General features: G+C 54.1%; 22 protein-coding genes. 13 read left to right on the top strand and 9 right to left on the bottom strand.

Annotated features, from left to right (window positions below; all coding sequences use genetic code 11):
* Positions 1 to 43: 43 nt before the first annotated feature.
* The 5 genes from OGV94_RS22750 to cysE all read left to right on the top strand — a co-directional run bounded on the left by OGV94_RS22750 (position 44) and on the right by cysE (position 3,210).
* Positions 44 to 475, top strand: coding sequence for a rhodanese-like domain-containing protein (locus OGV94_RS22750; RefSeq protein ID WP_005120473.1), 432 nt, complete (start codon positions 44 to 46; stop codon positions 473 to 475).
* 51 nt (positions 476 to 526) lie between these two features.
* Complete coding sequence (gene grxC, locus OGV94_RS22745) at positions 527 to 778, top strand: glutaredoxin 3 (RefSeq protein WP_003024152.1); 252 nt, start codon at positions 527 to 529, stop codon at positions 776 to 778.
* Between the two features lie 46 nt (positions 779 to 824).
* Positions 825 to 1,292 (top strand): protein-export chaperone SecB, encoded by a 468-nt coding sequence (secB, locus tag OGV94_RS22740; protein ID WP_003024155.1) that lies wholly within the window; start codon positions 825 to 827, stop codon positions 1,290 to 1,292.
* The gene (gpsA, locus tag OGV94_RS22735) at positions 1,292 to 2,311 is read left to right on the top strand and encodes an NAD(P)H-dependent glycerol-3-phosphate dehydrogenase (protein WP_043018726.1); all 1,020 of its coding nucleotides are present in this window, start codon (positions 1,292 to 1,294) and stop codon (positions 2,309 to 2,311) included. Before secB ends, gpsA begins: the two co-directional genes overlap by 1 nt.
* Positions 2,312 to 2,388: 77 nt before the next feature.
* A complete protein-coding gene (gene cysE, locus OGV94_RS22730) occupies positions 2,389 to 3,210 on the top strand; it encodes a serine O-acetyltransferase (RefSeq protein ID WP_016154965.1) in 822 nt (273 codons plus the stop codon).
* A 93-nt stretch (positions 3,211 to 3,303) separates the two neighbouring features.
* Here the strand turns inward: cysE and trmL are convergent, their stop codons facing one another.
* From trmL to OGV94_RS22700, 6 genes are all read right to left on the bottom strand, one after another.
* Positions 3,304 to 3,777, bottom strand: a complete 474-nt coding sequence (gene trmL, locus OGV94_RS22725; RefSeq protein ID WP_043018725.1) for a tRNA (uridine(34)/cytosine(34)/5-carboxymethylaminomethyluridine(34)-2'-O)-methyltransferase TrmL — start codon at positions 3,775 to 3,777, stop codon at positions 3,304 to 3,306.
* A gap of 46 nt (positions 3,778 to 3,823) precedes the next feature.
* Positions 3,824 to 5,164, bottom strand: coding sequence for an MFS transporter (locus OGV94_RS22720; protein WP_286524464.1), 1,341 nt, complete (start codon positions 5,162 to 5,164; stop codon positions 3,824 to 3,826).
* Between the two features lie 197 nt (positions 5,165 to 5,361).
* Complete coding sequence (lldD, locus tag OGV94_RS22715; RefSeq protein WP_286524462.1) at positions 5,362 to 6,552, bottom strand: FMN-dependent L-lactate dehydrogenase LldD; 1,191 nt, start codon at positions 6,550 to 6,552, stop codon at positions 5,362 to 5,364.
* Positions 6,549 to 7,325, bottom strand: a complete 777-nt coding sequence (lldR, locus tag OGV94_RS22710; protein WP_286524460.1) for a transcriptional regulator LldR — start codon at positions 7,323 to 7,325, stop codon at positions 6,549 to 6,551. Before lldR ends, lldD begins: the two co-directional genes overlap by 4 nt.
* Entirely contained in the window at positions 7,322 to 8,977 is a 1,656-nt protein-coding gene (lldP, locus tag OGV94_RS22705) for an L-lactate permease (protein ID WP_003827332.1), read from the bottom strand. The genes lldR and lldP overlap by 4 nt, the downstream gene beginning before the upstream one ends.
* Positions 8,978 to 9,239: 262 nt before the next feature.
* The gene (locus OGV94_RS22700; RefSeq protein WP_043018722.1) at positions 9,240 to 9,602 is read right to left on the bottom strand and encodes a YibL family ribosome-associated protein; all 363 of its coding nucleotides are present in this window, start codon (positions 9,600 to 9,602) and stop codon (positions 9,240 to 9,242) included.
* A 292-nt stretch (positions 9,603 to 9,894) separates the two neighbouring features.
* On the opposite strand from OGV94_RS22700, the gene OGV94_RS22695 reads away from it, so the two are divergent.
* The gene (locus OGV94_RS22695; RefSeq protein WP_003827334.1) at positions 9,895 to 10,101 is read left to right on the top strand and encodes a hypothetical protein; all 207 of its coding nucleotides are present in this window, start codon (positions 9,895 to 9,897) and stop codon (positions 10,099 to 10,101) included.
* Positions 10,102 to 10,113: 12 nt separating this feature from the next.
* Here OGV94_RS22695 and mtlR read toward each other — a convergent pair whose 3' ends face one another.
* The 3 genes from mtlR to mtlA form a co-directional block, all read right to left on the bottom strand.
* Positions 10,114 to 10,704 (bottom strand): mannitol operon repressor MtlR, encoded by a 591-nt coding sequence (mtlR, locus tag OGV94_RS22690; protein WP_087050753.1) that lies wholly within the window; start codon positions 10,702 to 10,704, stop codon positions 10,114 to 10,116.
* Positions 10,701 to 11,849 carry a mannitol-1-phosphate 5-dehydrogenase gene (gene mtlD, locus OGV94_RS22685; RefSeq protein ID WP_213731886.1) on the bottom strand — a complete coding sequence of 383 codons (1,149 nt, stop codon included), beginning with the start codon at positions 11,847 to 11,849 and terminating at the stop codon, positions 10,701 to 10,703. The genes mtlR and mtlD overlap by 4 nt, the downstream gene beginning before the upstream one ends.
* Before the next feature lie 220 nt (positions 11,850 to 12,069).
* Positions 12,070 to 13,986, bottom strand: coding sequence for a PTS mannitol transporter subunit IICBA (gene mtlA, locus OGV94_RS22680; protein WP_043018718.1), 1,917 nt, complete (start codon positions 13,984 to 13,986; stop codon positions 12,070 to 12,072).
* 530 nt (positions 13,987 to 14,516) lie between these two features.
* Between mtlA and OGV94_RS22675 the strand changes: the two genes are divergently transcribed.
* The 7 genes from OGV94_RS22675 to aldB all read left to right on the top strand — a co-directional run bounded on the left by OGV94_RS22675 (position 14,517) and on the right by aldB (position 23,127).
* On the top strand, positions 14,517 to 14,879 hold the full coding sequence (locus OGV94_RS22675) for a DUF3302 domain-containing protein (RefSeq protein ID WP_286524456.1): 363 nt from the start codon (positions 14,517 to 14,519) through the stop codon (positions 14,877 to 14,879).
* Positions 14,880 to 14,881: 2 nt separating this feature from the next.
* The gene (locus tag OGV94_RS22670; protein WP_043018716.1) at positions 14,882 to 16,018 is read left to right on the top strand and encodes an HlyD family secretion protein; all 1,137 of its coding nucleotides are present in this window, start codon (positions 14,882 to 14,884) and stop codon (positions 16,016 to 16,018) included.
* A 70-nt stretch (positions 16,019 to 16,088) separates the two neighbouring features.
* Positions 16,089 to 16,697 carry a glutathione S-transferase gene (locus OGV94_RS22665; protein WP_075145483.1) on the top strand — a complete coding sequence of 203 codons (609 nt, stop codon included), beginning with the start codon at positions 16,089 to 16,091 and terminating at the stop codon, positions 16,695 to 16,697.
* Between the two features lie 225 nt (positions 16,698 to 16,922).
* Complete coding sequence (gene selA / locus OGV94_RS22660; protein ID WP_043018714.1) at positions 16,923 to 18,314, top strand: L-seryl-tRNA(Sec) selenium transferase; 1,392 nt, start codon at positions 16,923 to 16,925, stop codon at positions 18,312 to 18,314.
* Complete coding sequence (gene selB, locus OGV94_RS22655) at positions 18,311 to 20,155, top strand: selenocysteine-specific translation elongation factor (protein WP_043018713.1); 1,845 nt, start codon at positions 18,311 to 18,313, stop codon at positions 20,153 to 20,155. The genes selA and selB overlap by 4 nt, the downstream gene beginning before the upstream one ends.
* A gap of 189 nt (positions 20,156 to 20,344) precedes the next feature.
* Positions 20,345 to 21,496: an L-threonine dehydrogenase gene (gene yiaY / locus OGV94_RS22650; protein ID WP_043018712.1), complete on the top strand. Its 1,152-nt coding sequence runs from the start codon at positions 20,345 to 20,347 to the stop codon at positions 21,494 to 21,496.
* A 92-nt stretch (positions 21,497 to 21,588) separates the two neighbouring features.
* A complete protein-coding gene (aldB, locus tag OGV94_RS22645; RefSeq protein ID WP_286524453.1) occupies positions 21,589 to 23,127 on the top strand; it encodes an aldehyde dehydrogenase AldB in 1,539 nt (512 codons plus the stop codon).
* Positions 23,128 to 23,216 lie beyond the last annotated feature (89 nt).

Below are 23,216 nucleotides of genomic sequence, written 5' to 3'. Positions count from 1 at the left end.
TTTCCTGGTTTTTTAATCACTGAGTCGGGAGTTGTTACCCCCCATGCAAGAAATTATGCAATTTGTTAGTCGCCACCCTGTCTTGAGTATCGCCTGGATTGCGTTACTGGCGGCTGTATTATTTACCACGTTTAAGAGCCTGACTTCGAAAGTGAAGGTGATTACGCGCGGAGAAGCTACACGTCTTATCAATAAAGAAGATGCGGTGATTGTGGATTTACGTCAGCGCGACGACTTCCGTAAAGGTCATATCGCAGGCTCCACTAACCTGCTGCCGAGCGAAATCAAAGCCAATAATTTTGGCGAGCTGGAAAAACACAAAAACAAACCTGTTATTGTGGTTGATGGCTCAGGCATGCAATGCCAGGATTCAGCAACTGCGCTGATTAAAGCCGGTTTTGAGCAGGTATCTGTACTGAAAGACGGCGTAGCGGGCTGGAGTGGTGAGAACCTGCCACTGGTTCGCGGCAAGTAATTTACCCGTCTTCTTTCATACCGCAGGGTAAAAGAACACTGGAGATAAGTCATGGCCAATATTGAGATCTATACCAAAGCAACCTGCCCGTTTTGCCATCGCGCAAAGGCGCTGTTGAATAGCAAGGGTGTGAGTTTCCAGGAACTTCCGATTGACGGCGATGCCGTGAAGCGCGAAGAGATGATCAAGCGCAGTGGCCGTACTACGGTTCCGCAGATTTTTATTGATGCACAGCACATTGGTGGTTGTGACGACTTGTATGCGTTGGATGCGCGTGGTGGACTGGATCCACTGCTGCGTTAAGGCGTACCGAAGTATTTAAAGGACAACACTAAAGGGTTTTCTCAACATGTCAGAACAAAATAACACTGAAATGGCTTTCCAGATCCAACGTATCTATACCAAGGATGTGTCTTTCGAAGCGCCAAATGCACCGCATGTTTTCCAGAAAGATTGGCAGCCAGAGGTTAAACTTGATCTTGATACCGCATCTACCCAACTGGCAGATGATGTGTATGAAGTAGTGCTGCGTGTCACCGTAACGGCTTCTCTGGGCGAAGAAACTGCGTTCCTGTGCGAAGTTCAGCAGGGCGGTATTTTCTCCATCAGTGGTATTGAAGGGACTCAGATGGCGCATTGCCTTGGCGCATACTGCCCGAACATTCTGTTCCCGTATGCCCGCGAATGCATCACCAGCCTGGTTTCACGCGGTACATTCCCGCAACTGAACCTTGCGCCGGTCAACTTTGATGCGCTGTTCATGAACTATTTACAGCAGCAGGCTGGCGAAGGTACTGAAGAACATCAGGATGCCTGATGAACCAAAGTAATGCTTCAATGACTGTGATTGGTGCCGGCTCGTACGGCACCGCTCTTGCCATTACCCTGGCAAGAAATGGCCATCAGGTTGTCCTGTGGGGCCATGATCCGAAACATATCGCGACCCTCGAGCACGATCGCTGCAACGTCGCGTTCCTCCCTGATGTGCCTTTTCCCGAAACGCTGCGCCTGGAAAGTGACTTAGCCACTGCGCTGGCCGCCAGTCGTAATATTCTGGTGGTAGTGCCGAGCCACGTTTTTGGCGAAGTGCTGCGTAACATCAAACCGCTGATGCGCCCTGACGCGCGGCTGGTCTGGGCGACAAAAGGTCTGGAAGCGGAAACGGGACGCCTGCTGCAGGACGTCGCGCGTGAAGCGTTAGGTGATTCTATTCCACTGGCGGTTATCTCCGGTCCGACGTTCGCGAAAGAGCTGGCGGCGGGCATGCCGACGGCGATATCTCTTGCCTCAACGGATGATACTTTTGCTGACGATCTCCAGCAGTTGCTGCACTGCGGCAAAAGCTTCCGTGTGTACAGCAACCCGGATTTCATTGGCGTTCAACTGGGCGGCGCGGTGAAAAACGTCATTGCGATTGGCGCGGGGATGTCTGACGGCATTGGTTTCGGCGCGAATGCGCGAACCGCATTGATCACCCGTGGTCTGACCGAAATGTCTCGTCTTGGCGCGGCGCTGGGTGCCGATCCTGCCACCTTTATGGGGATGGCGGGTTTGGGCGATCTGGTGCTGACCTGTACCGACAACCAGTCACGTAACCGTCGTTTTGGCATGATGCTCGGCCAGGGGATGGATGTGCAGGGCGCGCAGGACAAGATTGGTCAGGTGGTTGAAGGCTACCGCAATACAAAAGAAGTTCGTGAATTGGCGCACCGTTTTGGTGTTGAGATGCCAATAACCGAGGAAATTTATCAAGTATTGTATTGCGGAAAAAACGCGCGCGAGGCAGCATTGACGTTATTAGGCCGTGCACGCAAGGACGAGCTGAGTCGCCACTAGCTGTAAGGAACTGTTGAATATAACGACCCGACCCGCGAAGAACGGGTCGGTCGTTTTGCTACCTTCTGGAGTACGCAATGCCGTGTGAAGAACTGGATATCGTCTGGAAAAACATTAAAGCGGAAGCCCGGGCACTGGCGGAATGTGAGCCAATGCTGGCCAGTTTTTACCACGCAACGCTGCTCAAGCATGAAAATCTCGGCAGTGCGCTAAGCTATATGCTGGCGAATAAACTCGCCTCTCCGATCATGCCTGCCATTGCGATTCGCGAAGTCGTGGAAGAGGCCTACGCCGCCGATCCTGAAATGATTGCCTCAGCGGCCTGTGATATTCAGGCGGTACGTACGCGTGACCCGGCTGTCGATAAATATTCCACCCCACTTCTGTACCTGAAGGGTTTTCATGCGCTTCAGGCCTACCGTATTGGTCACTGGCTGTGGCATCAGGGGCGTCAGGCACTGGCGATCTTCCTGCAAAATCAGGTGTCCGTTAGCTTCCAGGTAGATATTCACCCGGCGGCAAAAATTGGCCGTGGGATCATGCTCGATCACGCCACCGGTATTGTGGTGGGTGAAACCGCCGTGATTGAAAACGACGTCTCTATTTTGCAATCCGTTACGCTCGGCGGGACCGGTAAAGCCGGCGGCGATCGTCATCCGAAAATTCGTGAAGGGGTGATGATTGGCGCAGGAGCAAAAATTCTCGGCAACATTGAAGTCGGACGCGGCGCGAAGATTGGCGCAGGTTCCGTGGTTTTACAGCCGGTCCCTCCGCACACTACCGCGGCAGGCGTTCCGGCACGCATCGTCGGTAAGCCAGACAGCGATAAGCCGTCCATGGATATGGATCAGCATTTCAATGGGATTCATCATACTTTCGAATACGGCGACGGCATCTGATTTCGAGCCATGCCCGGTGGCACTGCGTTTACCGGGCCTACGTGGTATTTGTAGGCCGGATAAGGTGTAGCCGCCATCCGGCATTTAATTCTTTTACGACCGTAATACCGCGCCAGGGTATCCTAACTGGCGCCAGGCCTCATACACCACCACCGACACCGCATTCGACAGGTTCATGCTGCGACTGTCCGGCATCATCGGAATACGAATTTTTTGTTCGGCAGGCAGCGCATCGAGGATGCTGGCTGGCAGGCCGCGGGTTTCCGGGCCAAACATCAGATAATCTCCGTCCTGATAGCTTACCGCGCTATGCGCTGGCGTACCTTTGGTGGTCAGGGCAAACAAACGTTGCGGATGTTCTGCAGCGACGAAGGCGGCGTAATCAGGGTGGCGAAGCACGGCGGTAAATTCATGGTAATCCAGCCCCGCGCGACGCAGGCGCTTATCGTCCCAGGTAAAGCCCATTGGCTCAATAATATGCAGACGAAAGCCGGTGTTGGCGCAAAGACGGATAATATTGCCGGTATTTGGCGGGATTTCTGGTTCGAATAAAACGATGTTAAGCATACTGCCCCCTTAATAACGGGGGGCAGAATAGCAGAAAGAGCCGGTACTATGCGACGGTCAGCGCGTGCGGTTTATAGCGTTGCAGCTTGTAAATCGTCGCGGCAGCGGCGACCAAAGCCGGAAGGCTGAGGAACATTAAGATACTGTCTGCCTGCCATTGCAGGGAAAGCAACTGGGCGCTCATCATCGTTCCGGCTACGCCGCCGAAGCGGCCCACGCCCTGCATCCAGGCAATGCCCATTGCGCGGCAGTGGGTTGGATAAAACGTTGCAGCCAGCGTCTGTAGCCCGGACTGCGCGCCGTTCATGGTAATCCCCATCAGGAAGATCAGTGCGCCGAACAGGATGATATGGTTATGCTCAAAACCGAGGGCGAGGGCAAACAGCATCGTCAGCATAAAGCCGAGTGACACCACTTTATGCGCTTCCCAACGGTCCATTAACCAACCGGCCAGCAGGATCCCTGCGGTACCGCCGAAGGTAAACAGTGACGTCAGCCAGGCGGATTCAGCCAGCGGATAGCCCATGCCCAGCATCAGCGTTGGCATCCAGCTCAGCAGCACGTAATAGATAACCAGCCCCATAAAGTAGGTCGTCCAGAGCATCAGCGTGCCCGGCAGCCAGGGCATACTGAATAGCTGCGCCACGCTGCCTTTTTTGATCGTGACGCGGTCTTCATCCAGATAAAACTGAGTAACCTGTTCCAGATTTCCCGACATAAAACGTTGAGCAATGCGTTTAACCTGTGCCACCCCTTTACCGCGGTGAACCAGATACTTCACCGACTCCGGCAGGAACAGCACCAACAGTACGGTGAGGGCCAGCGGGGCGATCGCACCGGCAAGCAGAACACTGTGCCAGCCGTAATTGGGAATAAGCCAGGAGGAGATTACGCCGCCGCCCGCAGCGCCTAACGGAAAGCCGCAGTACATGGTGTTAATCGCCATTGAACGACAGCGTTTCGGGGCGAATTCTGACACCAGGGTGATGGCGTTGGGCATTGCCGCGCCAAGCCCAAGTCCAGTGAGAAAACGCCAAAATGTGAGCATATTCAGCGTCTGGGCATAGGCGGTTCCCAGACTGGCGAGGCCAAAGAACAGACAGGAAAAGACCAGGACACGCTTACGGCCCATACGATCGGAAATGGGTCCGGCGAGCAGGGCGCCAAATGACAGGCCTAATAGCGCGGCGCTTAACACCGGTCCGAGATCTTGCTTCTTGATGCCCCAGTCGGCTGAGAGCGTGGGAGCAATATAACCCATCGCCGCGGTATCGAAGCCGTCAATGGCTAAAACCAGAAATCCCAGGACAATAATGACCCAATGGAAGCGCGAAAAAGGACTGTCATCTATCGCCTGCTGGATATTCACTTTACCGGAATAAGCCATGTCACCCTCGCCCGTTATGATGGTTGTTATCTGTATAAATCGCTCTTGTATTAGCTTGTATATACATTTGGCAGGTGGATAAAAAGTTGTCAAATATATTGGTTGTAAATGTTAACTGGTCGTTATTTTTGGATAAAAAATGGTCGGGCTGAGAACAGGCCGACCATGCAGAAAACGCGATTTTACGGGGGAGAGTGTTACGCAGCGCTACCCTGGACCAGAGGTGCCAGCGCGGCAGGCAGGCTCTTACCCAGTTCCTGTACCAGCGAATCACCGCTGATTTCGCTAATCGACTTCGCACCGGTCAGGGTCATTGCCACTTTCATCTCTTTCTCGATCAGATTCAGCAGATTCGCCACCCCGGCCTGGCCGTGGGTCGCCAGCGCGTACAGATAGGCCCGCCCCAGCAGCACGCTATCCGCGCCCAGCGCAATCATGCGCACAACGTCCAGACCGTTGCGGATCCCGCTATCGGCCAGAATGGTGATATCGCCCTTCACCGCATCGGCAATGGCGGGCAGCGCGCGAGCAGAAGACAGCACACCATCTAACTGGCGGCCACCATGGTTAGAAACGACAATGCCATCCGCACCGAAACGGACTGCATCACGAGCATCTTCCGGATCGAGGATCCCTTTGATCACCATCGGGCCGTCCCAGAATTCACGGATCCACTCGAGGTCTTTCCAGGAAATCGACGGATCGAAATTATTCGCCAACCAGCCGATGTAATCCTCAAGGCCGGTGGGTTTGCCAAGATAGGTCGAGATATTGCCTAAATCATGCGGGCGACCGTTCAGGCCAACGTTCCATGCCCACTGTGGATGAGTGGCTGCCTGCCAGTAGCGACGCAGCGCGGCGTTGGGACCACTCATACCGGAATGGGCGTCACGGTAACGTGCGCCGGGCGTAGGCATATCGACGGTAAAGACCAGCGTGGAGCAACCCGCTGCTTTGGCGCGCTCCAGGGCGTTACGCATAAAGCCGCGATCGCGCAGGACATACAGCTGGAACCACATCGGACGCTTGATGGTCGGGGCGACTTCTTCAATAGGACATACGGAGACCGTGGAAAGCGTAAACGGAATGCCTTTAGCGTCAGCGGCGGCGGCGGCCTGAACTTCCCCCCGGCGTGCGTACATGCCGCACAGTCCGACAGGCGCGAGGGCCACCGGCATGGAAAGCGTTTCGTTGAACAGCTTTGTTTCCAGGCTCAGGTCGGACATATTCTTCAACACGCGCTGGCGCAGCGCCACTTCCGACAGGTCTGCCACGTTACGGCGCAAGGTGTGCTCGGCATACGCCCCACCGTCAATATAATGGAACAAGAAAGGGGGTAGGATGCGCTGGGCTGCGGCGCGATAGTCGCTGGCTGCTGAAATAATCATGTGTTGTTCTCCCTGCTATTTTCACCAGAGTCACCGGGCAGGCGGGTGATACGCGCCTGGCGGGCCTGATCTTCATCAAATCGTTTAATCGTGGTGTGGACAAAACTAAGGTGCGCCATCATGGCCTTACGCGCCCCGTCGGCATCGCCGGCGACAATGGCGTCCAGCACTGCCTGATGCTGCGCCGTCAGTTGTGAAAATACGGGGGGCACGAGGTACATACGTTGGCGGCTCTGTTTAACCGAAGACTGCAATACGTCGAAGAAACCGCGCATGGTCTGCAACAGCACCACGTTGTGCGAGGCCTCCGCAATGGCGAGATGAAAGCGCACGTCAGCCTGTGAGGCGAGATCCGGATCTTCGCTTTGCGTGGCGTCGAAACAGAGCCTGATTTTCTCTTTGTCGGTGGCGGTGGCCCGCATCGCTGCGTGCCAGGCGGTGCTGGCTTCAATGGCGTGGCGGGCTTCCAGAATATCGAAGCTGTAGTCGGGATCGTCCGCCAGCAGGCTCTTCAGCGGCTGAACGATGTTTTGTTCAGACCAGGCCTCATGCTGCCAGCGGATAAACGTCCCGCCGCCACGACGGCTAATCAGTACGCCTTCGCTCACCAGCTTTGCTAACGCCTCGCGCAGCGAGTTGCGCGAGACGCCGAGCTGTACGGCCAGCTGACGCTCAGCGGGCAACTTCATGCCCGCCTCCAGCTGTTGTTCTTCAATCAGCGCCCGCACACGAGATGCGACTTCGTCTGACAGGCGTCTGGGCATCACTATCATGGAATCATCCAGGTTAAGACATAGGCCTGCAGCGTGGTGATCACACCCACCATGCAGGTGAAAATCAGGCTGTGCTTCACGGTAAAGCGGAACAGGTCAGATTCTTTCCCCACTAATCCCACTGCCGCACAGGCAATAGCGATAGATTGTGGAGAGATCATCTTGCCGGTCACGCCGCCGGTGGTATTTGCCGCCACCATCAGTACGTCTGATACGCCGATTTGCTGAGCGGCCGTGGCCTGCAGGGCGGCAAACAGTGCGTTTGATGAGGTGTCGGACCCGGTCAGGAATACCCCCAGCCAGCCGAGGAACGGCGAGAAGAAGGTAAACGCGCTGCCGGTGTGCGCCAGGGCCAATGCCAGGGTTGATGAAAGACCTGAGTAGTTAGAGATAAACGCGAACGCCAGCACCATGCCGATGGAGTAAATAGGCAGCGCCAGATCTTTCAGCGTGCTGCCAAAGGTTTGCAGCGCAGCAGACGGCTTCATCTTCAACCAGACGATAGACAGCAGGGCGGCAAACAGGATCGCGGTACCGGTCGCAGAGAACCAGTCAAATTTGTACACCGCCGCGTAGGCTGTGGCTTCGTGTACGACCGGCGGCATACGGGCAACCAGCTTGTCGAGGAACGGGACTGGAATATTGACCACCCAGTGGTACATCGCGCCGCCGGGCGCAAACAGCGCTTTAAACGGCGGTATGCTCCACAGCGTGACGGTGGCGGTCAGGAACAGGAACGGAGACCAGGCGCGTACCACTTGTCCTGCGGTGTAGCGGGTGCGCGACAGGTCCATATCGACCTGCGAAGCGCCCATATCGCCAAAGCGGAAGATGCGTACTGGCTGCCAGCGTTTCAGGAACAGCGTCAGGCAGACCAGCGAAACCAGAGAAGAGATGATGTCTGGCAGCTCCGGTCCGATAAAGTTAGAGCTGAGATACTGCGCGATAGCAAACGAGCCTCCAGCGACCATCACCGCAGGCCAGGTCTCTTTTACGCCGCGCCAGCCATCCATAATCGCCATAATCCAGAACAGCACGATAATGGTCAGGAACGGCAGCTGACGGCCCACCATCTGGCCAATCTCGAAGCTGTCCAGTCCGGTCACCTGACCGGCAACCAGAATCGGAATGCCCATTGCGCCAAAAGCGACCGGCGCAGTATTTACGATCAAGCACAAACCTGCCGCGTACAGTGGGTTAAAGCCGAGGCCTACCAGCAGCGCGGCGGTAATCGCTACCGGAGCGCCAAAGCCTGCTGCTCCTTCGAGGAAGGCACCAAAGGAGAAACCGACAATCAGCATTTGCAGACGCTGATCCGGGGTAATCGAGAGTATCGATGAGCGGATGATGTCGAACTGCCCGGTTTTCACCGAGATTTTATAGACGAATACCGCGGCGATAATGATCCAGGCAATCGGCCACAAACCATAGAAGAAGCCGTAGACCACGGAAGCCAGAGCGTGATCGACCGGCATTTTGTAAAACAGCAGGGCGACCGACAAAGCAATCACCACCGTCCATGATGCCGCAACATAGCCTTTCAGCTTGAGCTTAATCAGGGCGAAGAAAAAGAACAGGATAGGGAGTGATGCGATCAAACTGGAAAGCCAGATGTTACCGGCCGGGTCGTAGTTCTGTTGCCAGAGATTCATTGCAGGTCTCCTGGGGGCCGCCGACATAATGGAATGAGTCTGTGCTCATCTCCAGGTCACATTATGTGTAAAAGTGGCCCTGCCAATATTGTTGTGTAGGGGTAATGACAATGAATGGTTAATCAAATGTTATCTATTGGCAACGGTATTGTACGCGCATTTTAATGAAATGTGAGGTGCTGGTAGGATCTGACTGAAATTGGTAGGGCCAATTGCGAGGGGAAATGAAGGACCGGGCAAGCGGATGTTGCCCGGTGGGAGATTAGAACTCGCTCTTCGCGAAGCCCGTCATCTCTTTCAGGCCCATTTCACGGCCAAGCTCGGTCATCGGGTGAACGACAATCAGACCGCGCACGCTCTTCTTCAGCTTGCCCATATCCGCCTGCTCTTTTTTGGTGATGGCGCGACGGAAAGGGAGTTTCGTCAGCTTTTGCGCTTCTTTGCTCAGCTTCTGGCCATGGACTTCACGCAGACGCGCAATCTCGGTTTCCAGAGTTTCTTTCTCTTGTTCCAGCTCGGCATATTTGTCGGCGGCCTCAACCAGAGACAGGTCAGCCTGCTGGTGGCGGATAGCGTCCAGACGATCGCTCAGGCGTTTAATTTCGTTTTTTTCGACTTCTTTCATAGGATAGCTTCTGATAAAAATAGGATGAATATCCTATAGTATGCGCGCAGAGCGGGATTATTCACAACTAATCGAAGATAAATAATCAAATGCCGCAAGTATTATTCAGCTAATGGAAATACTACCATTTTGATTAATATGGAATTTTAAGCGATAAGATCGGCCATGGCGCTTTTTATTGGCGGGTTCATAGTGAAGCACGTTTTCCTCAATGTAATTGCCCAACCGATCCTAAACTTAAATGATCAACCGCGCAGGCTGAGCGTGGTTAATACATGGAGGAGGGAAGATTATGGCGAAAATAGGTGAGAACGTCTCGGTCCTTATTGATAAGACGGTCGATTTTATGGCTTCAAGCCAGGCTTTTCGCGAGTATCTGAATAAAACACCACCGCGCAACGTTGTCCCTTCTGAAATACCGCAGGAGAATGCGCAGCTGTATCTGCAACGTCTGGCGTACTATCGGCAACTTTATCGACCGCAGCAGGAAGAGAAGTAAGCCTGCAGGGTCTTATTTTTGAAAGGCTTTTTTTAAGCTGATTTTAGAAATCAGCTCGGTCAGGGAAAGTACCATCGTGGAGCGCACCATCTGCTGGTAGCGCTGGATCTGCATCGCGTGCAGACCTGAGTCTGAGGTATCAAACTGCGGTGGCGGCGGGAGTGCCGTCACGCAGTGGAGTTCGCCAAACGGACCAAGAATTTCGTCGTCGGTGAACGCATATTCATTGCCGTCATGGTTTAACTCTTCCCGCAGCGCCATCAGAAGCTCCGCGTCTTCATACTCCGGCCGGCTGAGTACGCCCAGACCGTAGATGAGCTTCAGGCGAACGGAAAGATCGCCCAGCGGACCGTCGCCGTCAAGCAGCGGTTCTACAGCATATTTCACCGCATAGTCGTCTTTGCGAAATACCTGAAGCACAAGAATATTCACCGCCTCGGTGAGCAGTTCTACGGCGGTGATGAGGAAGCTGCGTACGGTTTTGCCAGCATTCAGACGCTCAAGCACACGATTTTCAAAGGCCTGCGTTTGTTCCATTATTGCCTGCATATCTGACAATCTGTCATTTTGGCGCAGGCTGACCTGCGCCAGATTCTCTATCATTTGGTCGCGTTATATGCGTTAACCGCCTCCGCCACCACATCACTGTTGGCATCCAGGCCGGAGATCTGCGCCAGCGCGGCCTGTGGACCTTTTTCGTCAATCAGCGCGGCCAGTTCCTGTGCTTGCGGATCTTCCTCACTGCGATAGTGCATTGCAGCAGCAATACCGGTGACCAGATTGGTGTGCGGCAGAGCATACTCCAGCGTGCCCAGCAGCGGTTTAATCAGACGATCGCCCGCGCTCAGCTTACGCAGCGGCTGACGACCCACGCGCTCAACGTCATCTTTCAGATACGGGTTTTCAAAGCGACCGAGGATTTTCTGAATGTATGCCGCATGTTTTGCTGCATCAAAGCCATAGCGTTTAATCAGTACCGCGCCGCTCTCTTCCATCGCACCTTTTACCACTGCGCGGATTTTCTCGTCGAGAATCGCGTCACGGATGGTCTGATGACCGGTCAATTTTCCGAGGTACGCGGTTATAGCATGCCCGGTGTTCAGCGTGAAGAGTTTACGTTCGACAAATGCCATCAGGTTATCAGTTAATTCCATTCCCGGGATGTTCGGCAATTCGCCTTTAAACTGCGTTTTGTCGACAATCCACTCACTGAAGGTTTCAACGGTAACTTCCAGCGGGTCATTGGTCGCAGAGGCTGAAGGAGGAACAATACGGTCCACGGCGGAATCGACGAAGCCAACATGTTCTTCAACCCAGGCTTTGTCTTCATCTGCCAGCGCGTTCATTACATGGCCTTTCAACTGGGTCGTTCCGCGAACCATGTTTTCACAGGCGATGATATTTAGCGGAGTAGCTATGCCCTGTGCCTTGCGTTTAACCAGCCCTTTGGCGATGGCCGGAGCGATGCGCTCAAGCACGACCGGACCGACGGCGGTAGTGACTAAATCTACATGGGCAATCAGGTCGACGACATCATCGCCGATGCTGCTCACGGCGTTGACGCCGGAGACGGTATCAACCTGCTCGTTTTCACCTACCACATGAACCTGATAGCTATGACGGGCATTCAGGGCATCGAGCACGACCTGGTTTACATCCGCGAACGTCAGCTGTATCCCCGCGTCCGCCAGCAATTTGCCGATAAAGCCACGACCGATATTACCTGCGCCAAAATGTAATGCTTTCATAGTATTAACCTTCATTAATGTTTTTACCCAAGAGGGCTGGGGTGAGGCTTTTCCCTCAACCTAACCCTCTCCACAAGGGAGAGGATATCGCCTTCATATTTCGAACTGCAGATGCGTTGGCTCTCCTCGCTCACCCCAGTCACGTACTTATGTACGTGACTGGGGATTCACTGCGTTGCCGCCTTCCTGCAGCTCGAACTATTTTGGAGATACTTAAGCGTTAAGCTTTTTTACCCGCCAGCAGTTCCAGAACTTCATCCACGCTGGTGGTATGGGCCAGACGTTCGATCACAGATTCATCATCCAGAGCGTTGGTCAGGCTGGTAATCACCTGGATGTGCTCGTTGTTACGTGCTGCGATACCAATTACCAGGCGGGCAATATCGTCTTCTTCTTCACCGAAGCGAACGCCTTCCGGGTATTGGCAGAACACCACACCGGTTTTCAGCACGCGGTCTTTGGCTTCAACCGTACCATGCGGTACTGCGATGGACTCGCCGAGGTAAGTCGGGGTCAGTTTTTCGCGGTCCAGCATCGCCTCAACGTATTCTGGCTCAACGTAACCACCTTTCACCAGTTGCTCACCGGCAAAGCGAATCGCTTCCTCTTTGTTAGTGGCTTTACGGCCAAGGAAGATATTCTCCGCACCCAGCTTGAACAGGTGGGTATCACCCTCTTCAAAGCTGTCTTTCAGGTGATCGCGGACTTTCACTTCATTCACGTTGTGGCGCTGTGCCGCAACCAGACGTTCGGTCAGGCTGGAGTACAGACCGCTGTCGAGGAAGTTGGTCAGCGAAATGTGCTGTGCCTGAGGCACCTGGCGCATCGCGCGTTCGGTCAGGTCACGGTGGGTAATGACCAGATCCACATCCGGCGGCAGATTGTTAATCGCGCTGTTGGTGACAGAAATCTGAGACAGACCGGCATCCTGCACTTTCTTACGCAGTACGCCCGCACCCATGGCGCTGGAACCCATACCGGCATCGCAGGCAACGATGATTTTACGCACATGGCTCAGGTCGTTAGTCACGTCGCCAGCCGCCAGCGGAGATGCGCCTTTAGATTCCGCTTTCATGTCGTGCATACGACGTGTGGCAGCATCAATGTCATCATCTTCTTTCACTTTGCTGGTTTTCAGCAGAATGGCTGAGACTACAAAGGAGACCGCCATTGCTGCACAGATAGCGGCGATGTTAGCGAAGTAAGCCCCCTTCGGCGTCATTGCCAGCACGGCCAGGATAGAACCCGGAGAGGCCGGAGAAACCAGACCGCCGTTCAGGATAGTCAGGGTAAATACGCCAGTCATACCGCCGAGGATAACGGCCAGGATCAGACGTGGGTTCATCAGCACGTACGGGAAGTAAATTTCGTGGATACCACCCAGGAAGTGAATGATTGCCGCGCCGCCCGCAGACTGCTTAGCGCTGCCGCGACCGAAGAACATGTATGCCAGCAGGACGCCCATACCCGGACCCGGGTTAGCTTCAATCAGGAAGAAGATGGATTTGCCCATCTCATGGGATTGCTGAATACCCAGCGGTGAGAAAATACCGTGGTTGATGGCGTTATTGAGGAACAGGATTTTCGCCGGTTCAACGAAGATAGACGCCAGCGGCAGCATGTCATGGACAACCATGAAGTTAACGCCTGCCGCCAGGATTTTGGACAGTGCTTCAACCAATGGGCCAATGCCAAGGAATGCCAGAATGGCGAGGATCATCCCGATGATGCCTGCGGAGAAGTTATTCACCAGCATCTCAAAACCGGACTTGATCTTACCGTCTACCCAGTTGTCGAAATGTTTGATAGCCCAGCCGCCCAGCGGACCTGCGATCATCGCGCCGAGGAACATTGGCATATCAGCACCGACGATAACGCCCATGGTGGTGATAGCACCAACCACGCCGCCACGCTCGCCGCCAACCAGCTTACCACCGGTATAACCGATCAGCAGCGGCAGCAGATAGGTGATCATTGGGCCGACAAGCTTCGCCAGCGTTTCGTTCGGCAACCACCCTGTCGGAATGAATAATGCGGTGATAATACCCCACGCGATAAACGCGCCGATATTTGGCATCACCATGTTGCTGAGGAATCGACCAAAGCTTTGCACCTTGATCTTAATATCGGATGACATAAAAACACCCCTTCTTATGTTTGCTATCGCGCAGGCTGAAAGCCCGAGGTTTGTTAATGTAGCGGCAGGAGGTAGCCGGACCCTGTAGATACTGCGAAATCTGGCACTGAATCGTTCAACTGTCCAGCCGACGCCCTTTTGTGTGACTTTCGTCACGTAAATATAGGGTGTGGGGCGTTAGTTAATGTGATCTTAATCACAAAATACCGGTACAAAAAAACATCACTGGATCAGAATTCGCCAAAAACGAGGGGTAAATGTGAACCGGTTCACATTTTTGCTTTTGCTGTTTGTTGAATCTTTGTGATGTAGATCGCAAAGTATTTTTATCTGCATTTGCCCGGATGTGATCTACAGCAGGTTCTACCCCCGACATTTTTATTGCAAAAGAAAGCAACTTCTCACCAGAAAAAATATTTTTTTTGTGGTATGGCGAAAACCCCAAACTGCAGTTATGTTCAAAACATCAGCCTGGGTGCATACGGCTGCCGGCATAAAAAAACTCTAATTAGCGTGAATTCGAGGCAGGTATGTTTCTAAATTATTTCGCGTTGGGCGTGCTGATCTTCGTATTTCTGGTGCTGTTTTATGGAATCATCGCCATCCACGATATCCCCTATAACATGGCTAAGAAGCGCAACCATCCTCATGCCGATGCCATCCACACGGCGGGATGGGTGAGTCTTTTTACATTGCATATTATTTGGCCATTCCTGTGGATTTGGGCGACGCTCTACCAGCCTGAGCGTGGCTGGGGCATGCAGTCACACATCACGTCGACCGGAAAGGATCCAGACCCCGAGATTGCTGCGCTGGCAGCGCGCATCAGCCAGTTGGAAAAAAGACTGGATGGGGAGAATAAAACCGATAACTCCACCTTTCCGGAGATTTAATCATGGATTTGTTGATTGTCCTGACCTACGTGGCATTCGCCTGGGCCATTTTTAAAATATTCCGTATTCCGGTCAACCAATGGACGCTTGCAACCGCTGCATTAGGCGGCGTGTTTATTGTGGCGGGACTCATTTTATTAATGAACTATAACCACCCGTATACCTTTACGGCGCAAAAAGCGGTTATTTCAATTCCTGTTACCCCGCAGGTCACGGGAATTGTTAGTGAGGTGACAGATAAAAATAATCAGCTGATTAAAAAAGGCGAGGTGTTATTTAAACTCGATCCTGTGCGTTATCAGGCGCGGGTTGACAGACTCCAGGCAGACCTGGTGACCGCGACGCATAATATCGACAATCTGAAAGCACAGCTGTCGGAAGCGGTCGCTAATACCACCCGCGTGTCTGCGGAACGTGACCGCCTGTATAAGGATTATCAACGCTATTTGAAGGGCAGCCAGGCGAGGGTAAACCCATTCTCTGAAAGCGATATCGACAACGCCCGGCAAAACTATCTGGCCCAGGATGCGCTGGTCAAAGGATCGGTTGCGGAACAGACACAGATTCAAAGCCAGTTAGACAGTATGGTCAACGGGGAGCAATCTCAGGTTGCGTCTCTGCGCGCTCAGCTCGCTGAAGCCAAATACAATCTTGAGCAGACTATCGTCCGTGCCCCCAGCAACGGCTATGTTACGCAGGTGCTTATTCGGCCCGGGACCTACGCCGCCGCGCTGCCTCTGCGCCCGGTGATGGTGTTTATTCCGGAACAAAAACGACAAATCGTGGCGCAATTCCGCCAGAACTCGCTGTTGCGCCTGAAACCGGGCGATGAAGCGGAAGTGGTGTTTAATGCGCTACCAGGTCAGGTTTTCTCCGCTAAGTTGACCTCCATTCTGCCGGTTGTGCCGGGCGGTTCTTATCAGGCCCAGGGGGCATTACAATCCTTAACGGTGGTGCCGGGTACCGATGGGGTGCTGGCCACGATTGAACTGGATCCTAATACCGATGTGGATGCGTTGCCGGACGGTATCTATGCCCAGGTGGCGGTCTATTCTGACCATTTCGCCCACGTGTCGGTGATGCGTAAAGTGTTGCTGCGCATGACCAGTTGGATGCATTACCTTTATTTGGATCATTGAGATCGTCATCACCTGCCATTTACGGCGACCTGAGCCATACTGATATTTTTGTTGGCAAAAAGGACCCGGCATGAAACTCATCGGCAGCTATACCAGCCCTTTTGTGCGTAAAATTTCTATTCTGTTACTGGAAAAGGGCATCACCTTCGAATTTGTGAATGAACTCCCCTATAACGCGGATAGCGGCGTGGCGCGCTATAACCCGCTAGGAAAAGTGCCCGCGCTGGTCACCGATGAGGGCGAGTACTGGTTTGACTCCCCGATCATTGCGGAATATATCGAGCTGCTGGATATTGCGCCAGCTATGCTGCCGCGTGAACCGCTGGCGGCGCTGAAGGTACGCCAGTTGGAAGCGCTGGCAGACGGCATTATGGATGCGGGTTTAGTCTCGGTGCGTGAGCAGGCTCGCCCCGCCGCGCAGCAGTCAGAAACGGAACTGTTACGCCAGCGTGAAAAGATTACCCGTAGTCTGGATATGCTGGAGGGCTATCTGGCGGACGGTACGCTGAAAACGGATACGGTTAACCTGGCAACCATTGCGATTGCTTGTGCCGTCGGTTATCTCAATTTCCGTCGGGTCGCGCCCGGCTGGTGTGTTGATCGCCCGCGCCTGGTCAAACTGGTGGAAACGCTCTTTCAACGCGAAAGTTTTGCCCGTACAGAACCGCCAAAGGCTTGATGCACATTTACACTTCATCCTTCAAGCTGCCTCTTTGTTGGCAGCGTTTCTTCGCCCCAGTTACGTACTATTCGTACGCTCCTGGGGACTCATTCTCTTGCCGCCTCGATGCATCTTGAATGATTTTGTGTATGTATGTCCGCCTGAGCAAAGTCACGGTACAATCCTTCCTATATCGATATCCCTCTCCACGGTGGAGAGGGCCACCAACAGCCAGGCCCTTTCATGACAACCGACATGCGTTCACTCTACAGCCAGCTTCCCGCTATCGATCGTTTATTGCGCGATAGCGCCTTCCCAGCCTTACGTGAGTCTCACGGTCATACCCGAGTGGTTGACCTGCTGCGTCATATGCTCGACGAAGCCAGAGAAGCCATCCGCGACACGCACGCGCTACCGGCATGGTGTGAGGACTGGGCGCAAGAAGCCAGCGCCCGGCTGGAACGAGAATCGCAAAGCGCGCTGCGTCCGGTGATTAACCTGACCGGCACGGTGCTGCACACCAACCTTGGTCGCGCGTCGCAGGCAGAAGAAGCGATCGAGGCGGTGGTGCAGGCGATGCGCACGCCGGTGACGCTGGAATACAGCCTGGATGATGCCGGGCGTGGACATCGGGATCGGGCCCTGGCGGATTTACTCTGCCGTCTGACGGGGGCGGAAGACGCCTGTATCGTTAATAACAACGCAGCAGCGGTTTTACTGATGTTGGCCGCCACGGCTAACGGCAAAGAGGTGGTCGTTTCACGCGGCGAACTGGTAGAAATTGGCGGCGCGTTTCGTATTCCGGACGTTATGTGCCAGGCCGGATGTATGCTGCGTGAAGTGGGTACCACCAACCGAACCCATGCGAAAGATTACCGTCAGGCGGTGAATGAAAACACCGGGCTGCTGATGAAGGTGCATACCAGTAATTACAGCATCGAAGGCTTTACGAAGTCGGTGGGTGAGGCTGAGCTGGCCGCTATTGGTAAGGAGCTGGATGTACCGGTGGTGGCGGATCTCGGCAGTGGCTCGCTGGTCGATCTCGGCCAGTATGGACTGCCGCAGGAGCCGATGCCGCAGCAACTGATTGCCGCTGGCGTCAGTCTGGTGAGCTTTTCTGGCGATAAATTACTGGGCGGGCCGCAGGCCGGGATCATCGTCGGTAAAAAAGAGATGATCGCTCGCTTACAGAGCCATCCGCTGAAACGTGCATTACGGGCTGATAAAATGACGTTGGCTGCGCTGGAAGCGACGCTGCGGCTTTATCTGCACCCGGAAGCATTGGCGACGAAGCTGCCGACGCTACGCCAGCTCACCCGTTCGCAAGAGGCTGTCCATGCGCAGGCCCAACAATTACAGGCACGGCTTGCCGAGCATTACGGCGACGAATTCGCCCTGAATGTGATGCCTTGCCTGTCGCAGATTGGCAGCGGCTCGCTACCTGTTGATAGGCTGCCCAGCGCGGCATTAACCTTTACCCCCCACGACGGGCGCGGTAGCCGCCTTGAAGCGCTGGCCGCTCGCTGGCGTACGTTGCCCGTGCCGATCATTGGGCGAATTTATGATGGTCGCATGTGGCTGGATCTGCGCTGCCTTGAAGACGAGACCCGGTTTATGGAGATGATGCTGAAATGATTATTGCAACCGCCGGACACGTTGACCACGGAAAAACAACGTTATTACAGGCGATTACCGGCGTGAATGCCGACCGTCTGCCGGAAGAAAAAAAGCGCGGCATGACCATCGATCTCGGCTATGCCTACTGGCCGCAGCCGGACGGACGGATACTGGGATTTATCGATGTTCCGGGACACGAAAAGTTTTTGTCCAACATGTTGGCAGGTGTCGGCGGGATTGACCACGCGCTGCTGGTGGTGGCGTGTGATGATGGCGTGATGGCGCAAACGCGTGAGCATTTGCAAATTTTGCAACTGACGGGTAATCCGCAGATCACCGTGGCGCTCACGAAAGCCGACCGCGTGGATGAGGATCGCATCAACGCGGTACGTGCCGAGGTGCACACCACGCTTGAGAATTATGGTTTCGCCGGTGCGGTTCTGTTCGTGACGGCCGCCAGTGAAGGTCGTGGGATTGAAGAACTGCGCGAGCATTTGCTGCAATTAACGTCGCGCGAGCATGCCTGCGATCGCAGCTTTCGCCTGGCGATTGACCGTGCCTTTACGGTCAAAGGCGCGGGGCTGGTGGTGACCGGGACGGCGCTTAGCGGTGAAGTGAATATCGGTGACACGCTGTGGCTCACGGGCGTCAACAAACCGATGCGCGTACGTAGCCTGCATGCGCAAAATCAGGCCACCGAACGCGCGCAGGCGGGGCAACGTATCGCGCTGAATATTGCCGGCGATGCGCAAAAAGAAGAACTTAACCGCGGCGACTGGCTACTTTCCGATGCGCCGCCGGAGGCTTTTACCCGCGTAATTGTTTCTTTAGAACATGCCGCGCCGCTGATGCAGTGGCAACCGCTGCATATTCACCACGCGGCCAGTCATGTAACCGGGCGAATCTCGCTGCTTGAAGGAACGCTGGCGGAACTGGTGTTTGATACACCGCTCTGGCTTGCTGATAACGACCGTCTGGTGCTGCGCGATATTTCTGCCCGCACGACGCTAGCAGGTGCGCGCGTGGTAACGCTCAATCCGCCGCGTCGCGGGAAACGTAAGCCGGAATATCTGCAGTGGCTGTCGGCGCTGGAAAAGGCGCAGAGTGACGGCGACGCCCTGGCGCTGCATCTGACGCGTGGGGCGGTGAATATTCCTGATTTCGCCTGGGCGCGCCAGCTCAACGGCAACGGGATGCGTCCGTTGATTGAGCAACATGGTTTTATTCAGGCGGGATACAGCCTGTTGAATGCTCCCGTTGCGGCGCGCTGGCAGCGAAAAGTCCTCGATACGCTGGCGACCTACCACGAACAGCACCGTGATGAGCCAGGGCCTGGACGCGAACGTCTGCGGCGTATGGCTTTGCCGATGGAAGACGAAGCGCTGGTCTTGCTGCTGATTGAAAAGATGCGCGAGAGTGGTGCCATCCATAGCCATCATGGCTGGCTGCATTTGCCGGATCACAAGGCGGGTTTCAGCGATGAGCAGCAGGCAATCTGGCTAAAAGCAGAACCGCTTTTTGGCGATGAGCCGTGGTGGGTACGCGATCTGGCAAAACAGACGGGTACGGATGAGCAGATGATGCGCGTGGCGTTACGACAAGCGGCACAGCAAGGCATTATTACCGCGATCGTTAAAGATCGCTATTACCGTAACGATCGGATTGTGGCCTTTGCCAATATGATCCGCGAGCTGGATCAGGAACGGGGATCGACCTGTGCGGCTGATTTCCGCGACAGGCTGAACGTTGGGCGCAAATTGGCTATTCAGATTCTGGAATATTTTGACCGCATTGGTTTTACGCGTCGCCGGGGAAATGATCATTTATTACGCGATGCGTTATTGTTTCCGGAAAAATAATGAAACAATTAATTCATGGTTTAAATGAATTAATACAAAATATATGTTGATTGAAATAAGCACATTAGATTCTAAGCCTAATGTGCTTTTTTATTTATGGTGTTATTAAAATAACCACCACGATCATATTTTGTTGAAAAATTCACACGTATGCTTCCTGGCTCTTCAGAATAAAATAAGGAACGTACAATGGCTGCTTCAACATTTTTTATTCCTTCCGTGAATGTAATTGGCGCTGATTCATTAAAAGACGCGATGAATACAATGGCGGAATATGGTTTTCGCCGTACGCTGATTGTCACAGATGCCATGCTGACGAAATTAGGTATGGCTGGCGAGATTCAAAAGGCATTACAGGAACGTGATATTTTCAGCGTCATTTACGACGGTACACATCCTAATCCCACGACCAGTAACGTCGCTGCTGGCCTGCAAATGTTGAAAGAAAACCAATGTGATAGCGTTATTTCCCTCGGCGGTGGTTCTCCGCACGATTGTGCAAAAGGTATTGCGCTGGTGGCGGCTAACGGCGGCGATATTCGCGATTACGAAGGCGTGGATCGCTCAGCAAAACCTCAGTTGCCGATGATCGCCATTAACACCACCGCGGGCACGGCGTCGGAGATGACGCGTTTCTGCATTATTACCGATGAAGTACGCCACATTAAAATGGCGATTGTGGATAAGCATGTTACGCCGCTGCTGTCCGTTAATGACTCCTCGCTGATGGTCGGTATGCCGAAGTCTCTGACGGCGGCCACTGGTATGGATGCGCTGACCCACGCTATCGAAGCCTACGTTTCTATTGCTGCAACCCCAATTACCGATGCTTGCGCGCTGAAAGCGGTCACCATGATTGCGGAAAACCTGCCGGTCGCTGTTGAAGACGGCAGCAATGCTCAGGCACGCGAGGCTATGGCCTACGCGCAGTTCCTCGCAGGCATGGCCTTTAACAACGCTTCTCTGGGTTACGTGCACGCCATGGCGCACCAGTTGGGTGGTTTCTACGATCTGCCGCACGGTGTATGTAACGCGGTTTTGCTGCCGCATGTGCAGGTTTTCAATAGTAAAGTGGCTGCCGCTCGCCTGAGTGATTGCGCTAAGGCGATGGGCGTGGACGTTGCTGGCTTGAGCGCAGAGCAAGGGGCGGAAGCTTGCATCGCGGCGATCCGCGAACTGGCGCAGAAAGTGAATATTCCTGCCGGTCTGCGTGAGCTGAACGTGAAGGAAGAAGATATTGCCGTACTGGCGACCAATGCCCTGAAAGATGCCTGCGGTTTCACTAACCCGATTCAGGCGACTCATGAAGAAATTATGGCGATTTATCGCGCAGCCATGTAATTCGTGATACCTGTCGTAAAGCAGGAAATGGCTGGCGAATAATTCGCCAGCCCCGTCTACCCTTGTAGTACCCCTACAGCAAGGAGACGGTCATGACCAATAATCCCCCTTCAACGCGTATTTATCCCGGCGAATATGGTTATCCTCTGAAGTTAAAAGCCCGATACGATAACTTTATCGGCGGTGACTGGGTTGCACCGGTGGACGGCGAGTATTACCAAAACCTGACGCCGGTAACCGGGCAATTACTGTGCGAAGTGGCCTCTTCCGGCAAAAAGGATATCGATCTCGCCCTGGATGCCGCGCACAAGATAAAAGACAAGTGGGCGCAGACATCCGTGCAGGACAGGGCGGCGATTCTGTTCAAAATCGCCGATCGCATGGAGCAAAATCTCGAGCTGCTGGCGACGGCAGAAACCTGGGATAACGGTAAACCTATCCGCGAAACCAGCGCGGCAGACGTGCCACTGGCGATTGACCATTTCCGCTATTTCGCTTCCTGTATTCGTGCGCAGGAAGGGGGAATCAGTGAGGTTGATAGCGAGACCGTGGCGTATCACTTCCATGAACCTCTAGGTGTGGTAGGGCAAATTATCCCGTGGAACTTCCCGCTACTGATGGCCAGTTGGAAGATGGCGCCCGCGCTGGCGGCGGGTAACTGCGTGGTGTTTAAACCTGCGCGTCTGACGCCGCTGTCCGTACTGCTGTTGATGGAAGTCATCGGCGATCTTCTCCCACCAGGCGTAGTGAACGTGGTAAACGGCGCGGGTGGAGAAATCGGTGAATATCTGGCGACATCTAAACGCATTGCGAAAGTGGCGTTTACCGGCTCAACGGAAGTCGGGCAGCAGATCATGCAGTACGCCACGCAGAATATTATCCCTGTCACGCTGGAGCTGGGTGGGAAATCTCCCAATATCTTCTTTGCAGACGTGATGGATGAAGAAGATGCATTCTTTGACAAAGCGCTGGAAGGCTTTGCGTTGTTTGCCTTCAACCAGGGCGAAGTGTGTACCTGTCCAAGCCGTGCCCTGGTTCAGGAATCCATTTACGAACGTTTTATGGAAAGAGCGATTCGCCGGGTGGAAAGTATTCGTAGCGGCAACCCGTTAGACAGCGTGACGCAAATGGGCGCGCAGGTGTCGCATGGTCAACTGGAAACCATTCTGAATTACATCGATATTGGTAAGAAAGAAGGGGCAGATATTCTCACCGGCGGGCGGCGTAAGCAGCTGGATGGCGAGTTAAAAGAGGGTTACTACCTCGAACCGACCATTTTGTTTGGTAAGAATAATATGCGGGTTTTCCAGGAAGAGATCTTCGGACCGGTACTGGCCGTCACGACCTTCAAAACCATGGAAGAGGCGCTGGAAATCGCCAATGACACCCAATACGGTCTCGGTGCTGGCGTCTGGAGTCGTAACGGAAATCTGGCGTACAAGATGGGCCGCGGTATTCAGGCGGGGCGTGTATGGACCAACTGTTACCATGCTTACCCGGCGCATGCGGCGTTCGGCGGTTACAAGCAGTCGGGCATCGGGCGCGAGACGCATAAGATGATGCTCGAGCATTATCAGCAAACCAAATGCCTGCTGGTGAGTTACTCAGATAAACCACTGGGGCTGTTCTAATATCCCGTCACTTACTGCCCGGACGCGTTTAGCGTACCGGGCATCCCCAGGATGCTTACTCAGGTAAGTGGCTGGGGTGAACGAACGCA

This window comes from Citrobacter sp. Ce006, assembly GCF_030336535.1.
Lineage (GTDB): Bacteria > Pseudomonadota > Gammaproteobacteria > Enterobacterales > Enterobacteriaceae > Citrobacter > Citrobacter europaeus.
Note: the sequence above shows the minus strand (reverse complement) of the source record. Positions and strands in the feature narration are given on the sequence as shown.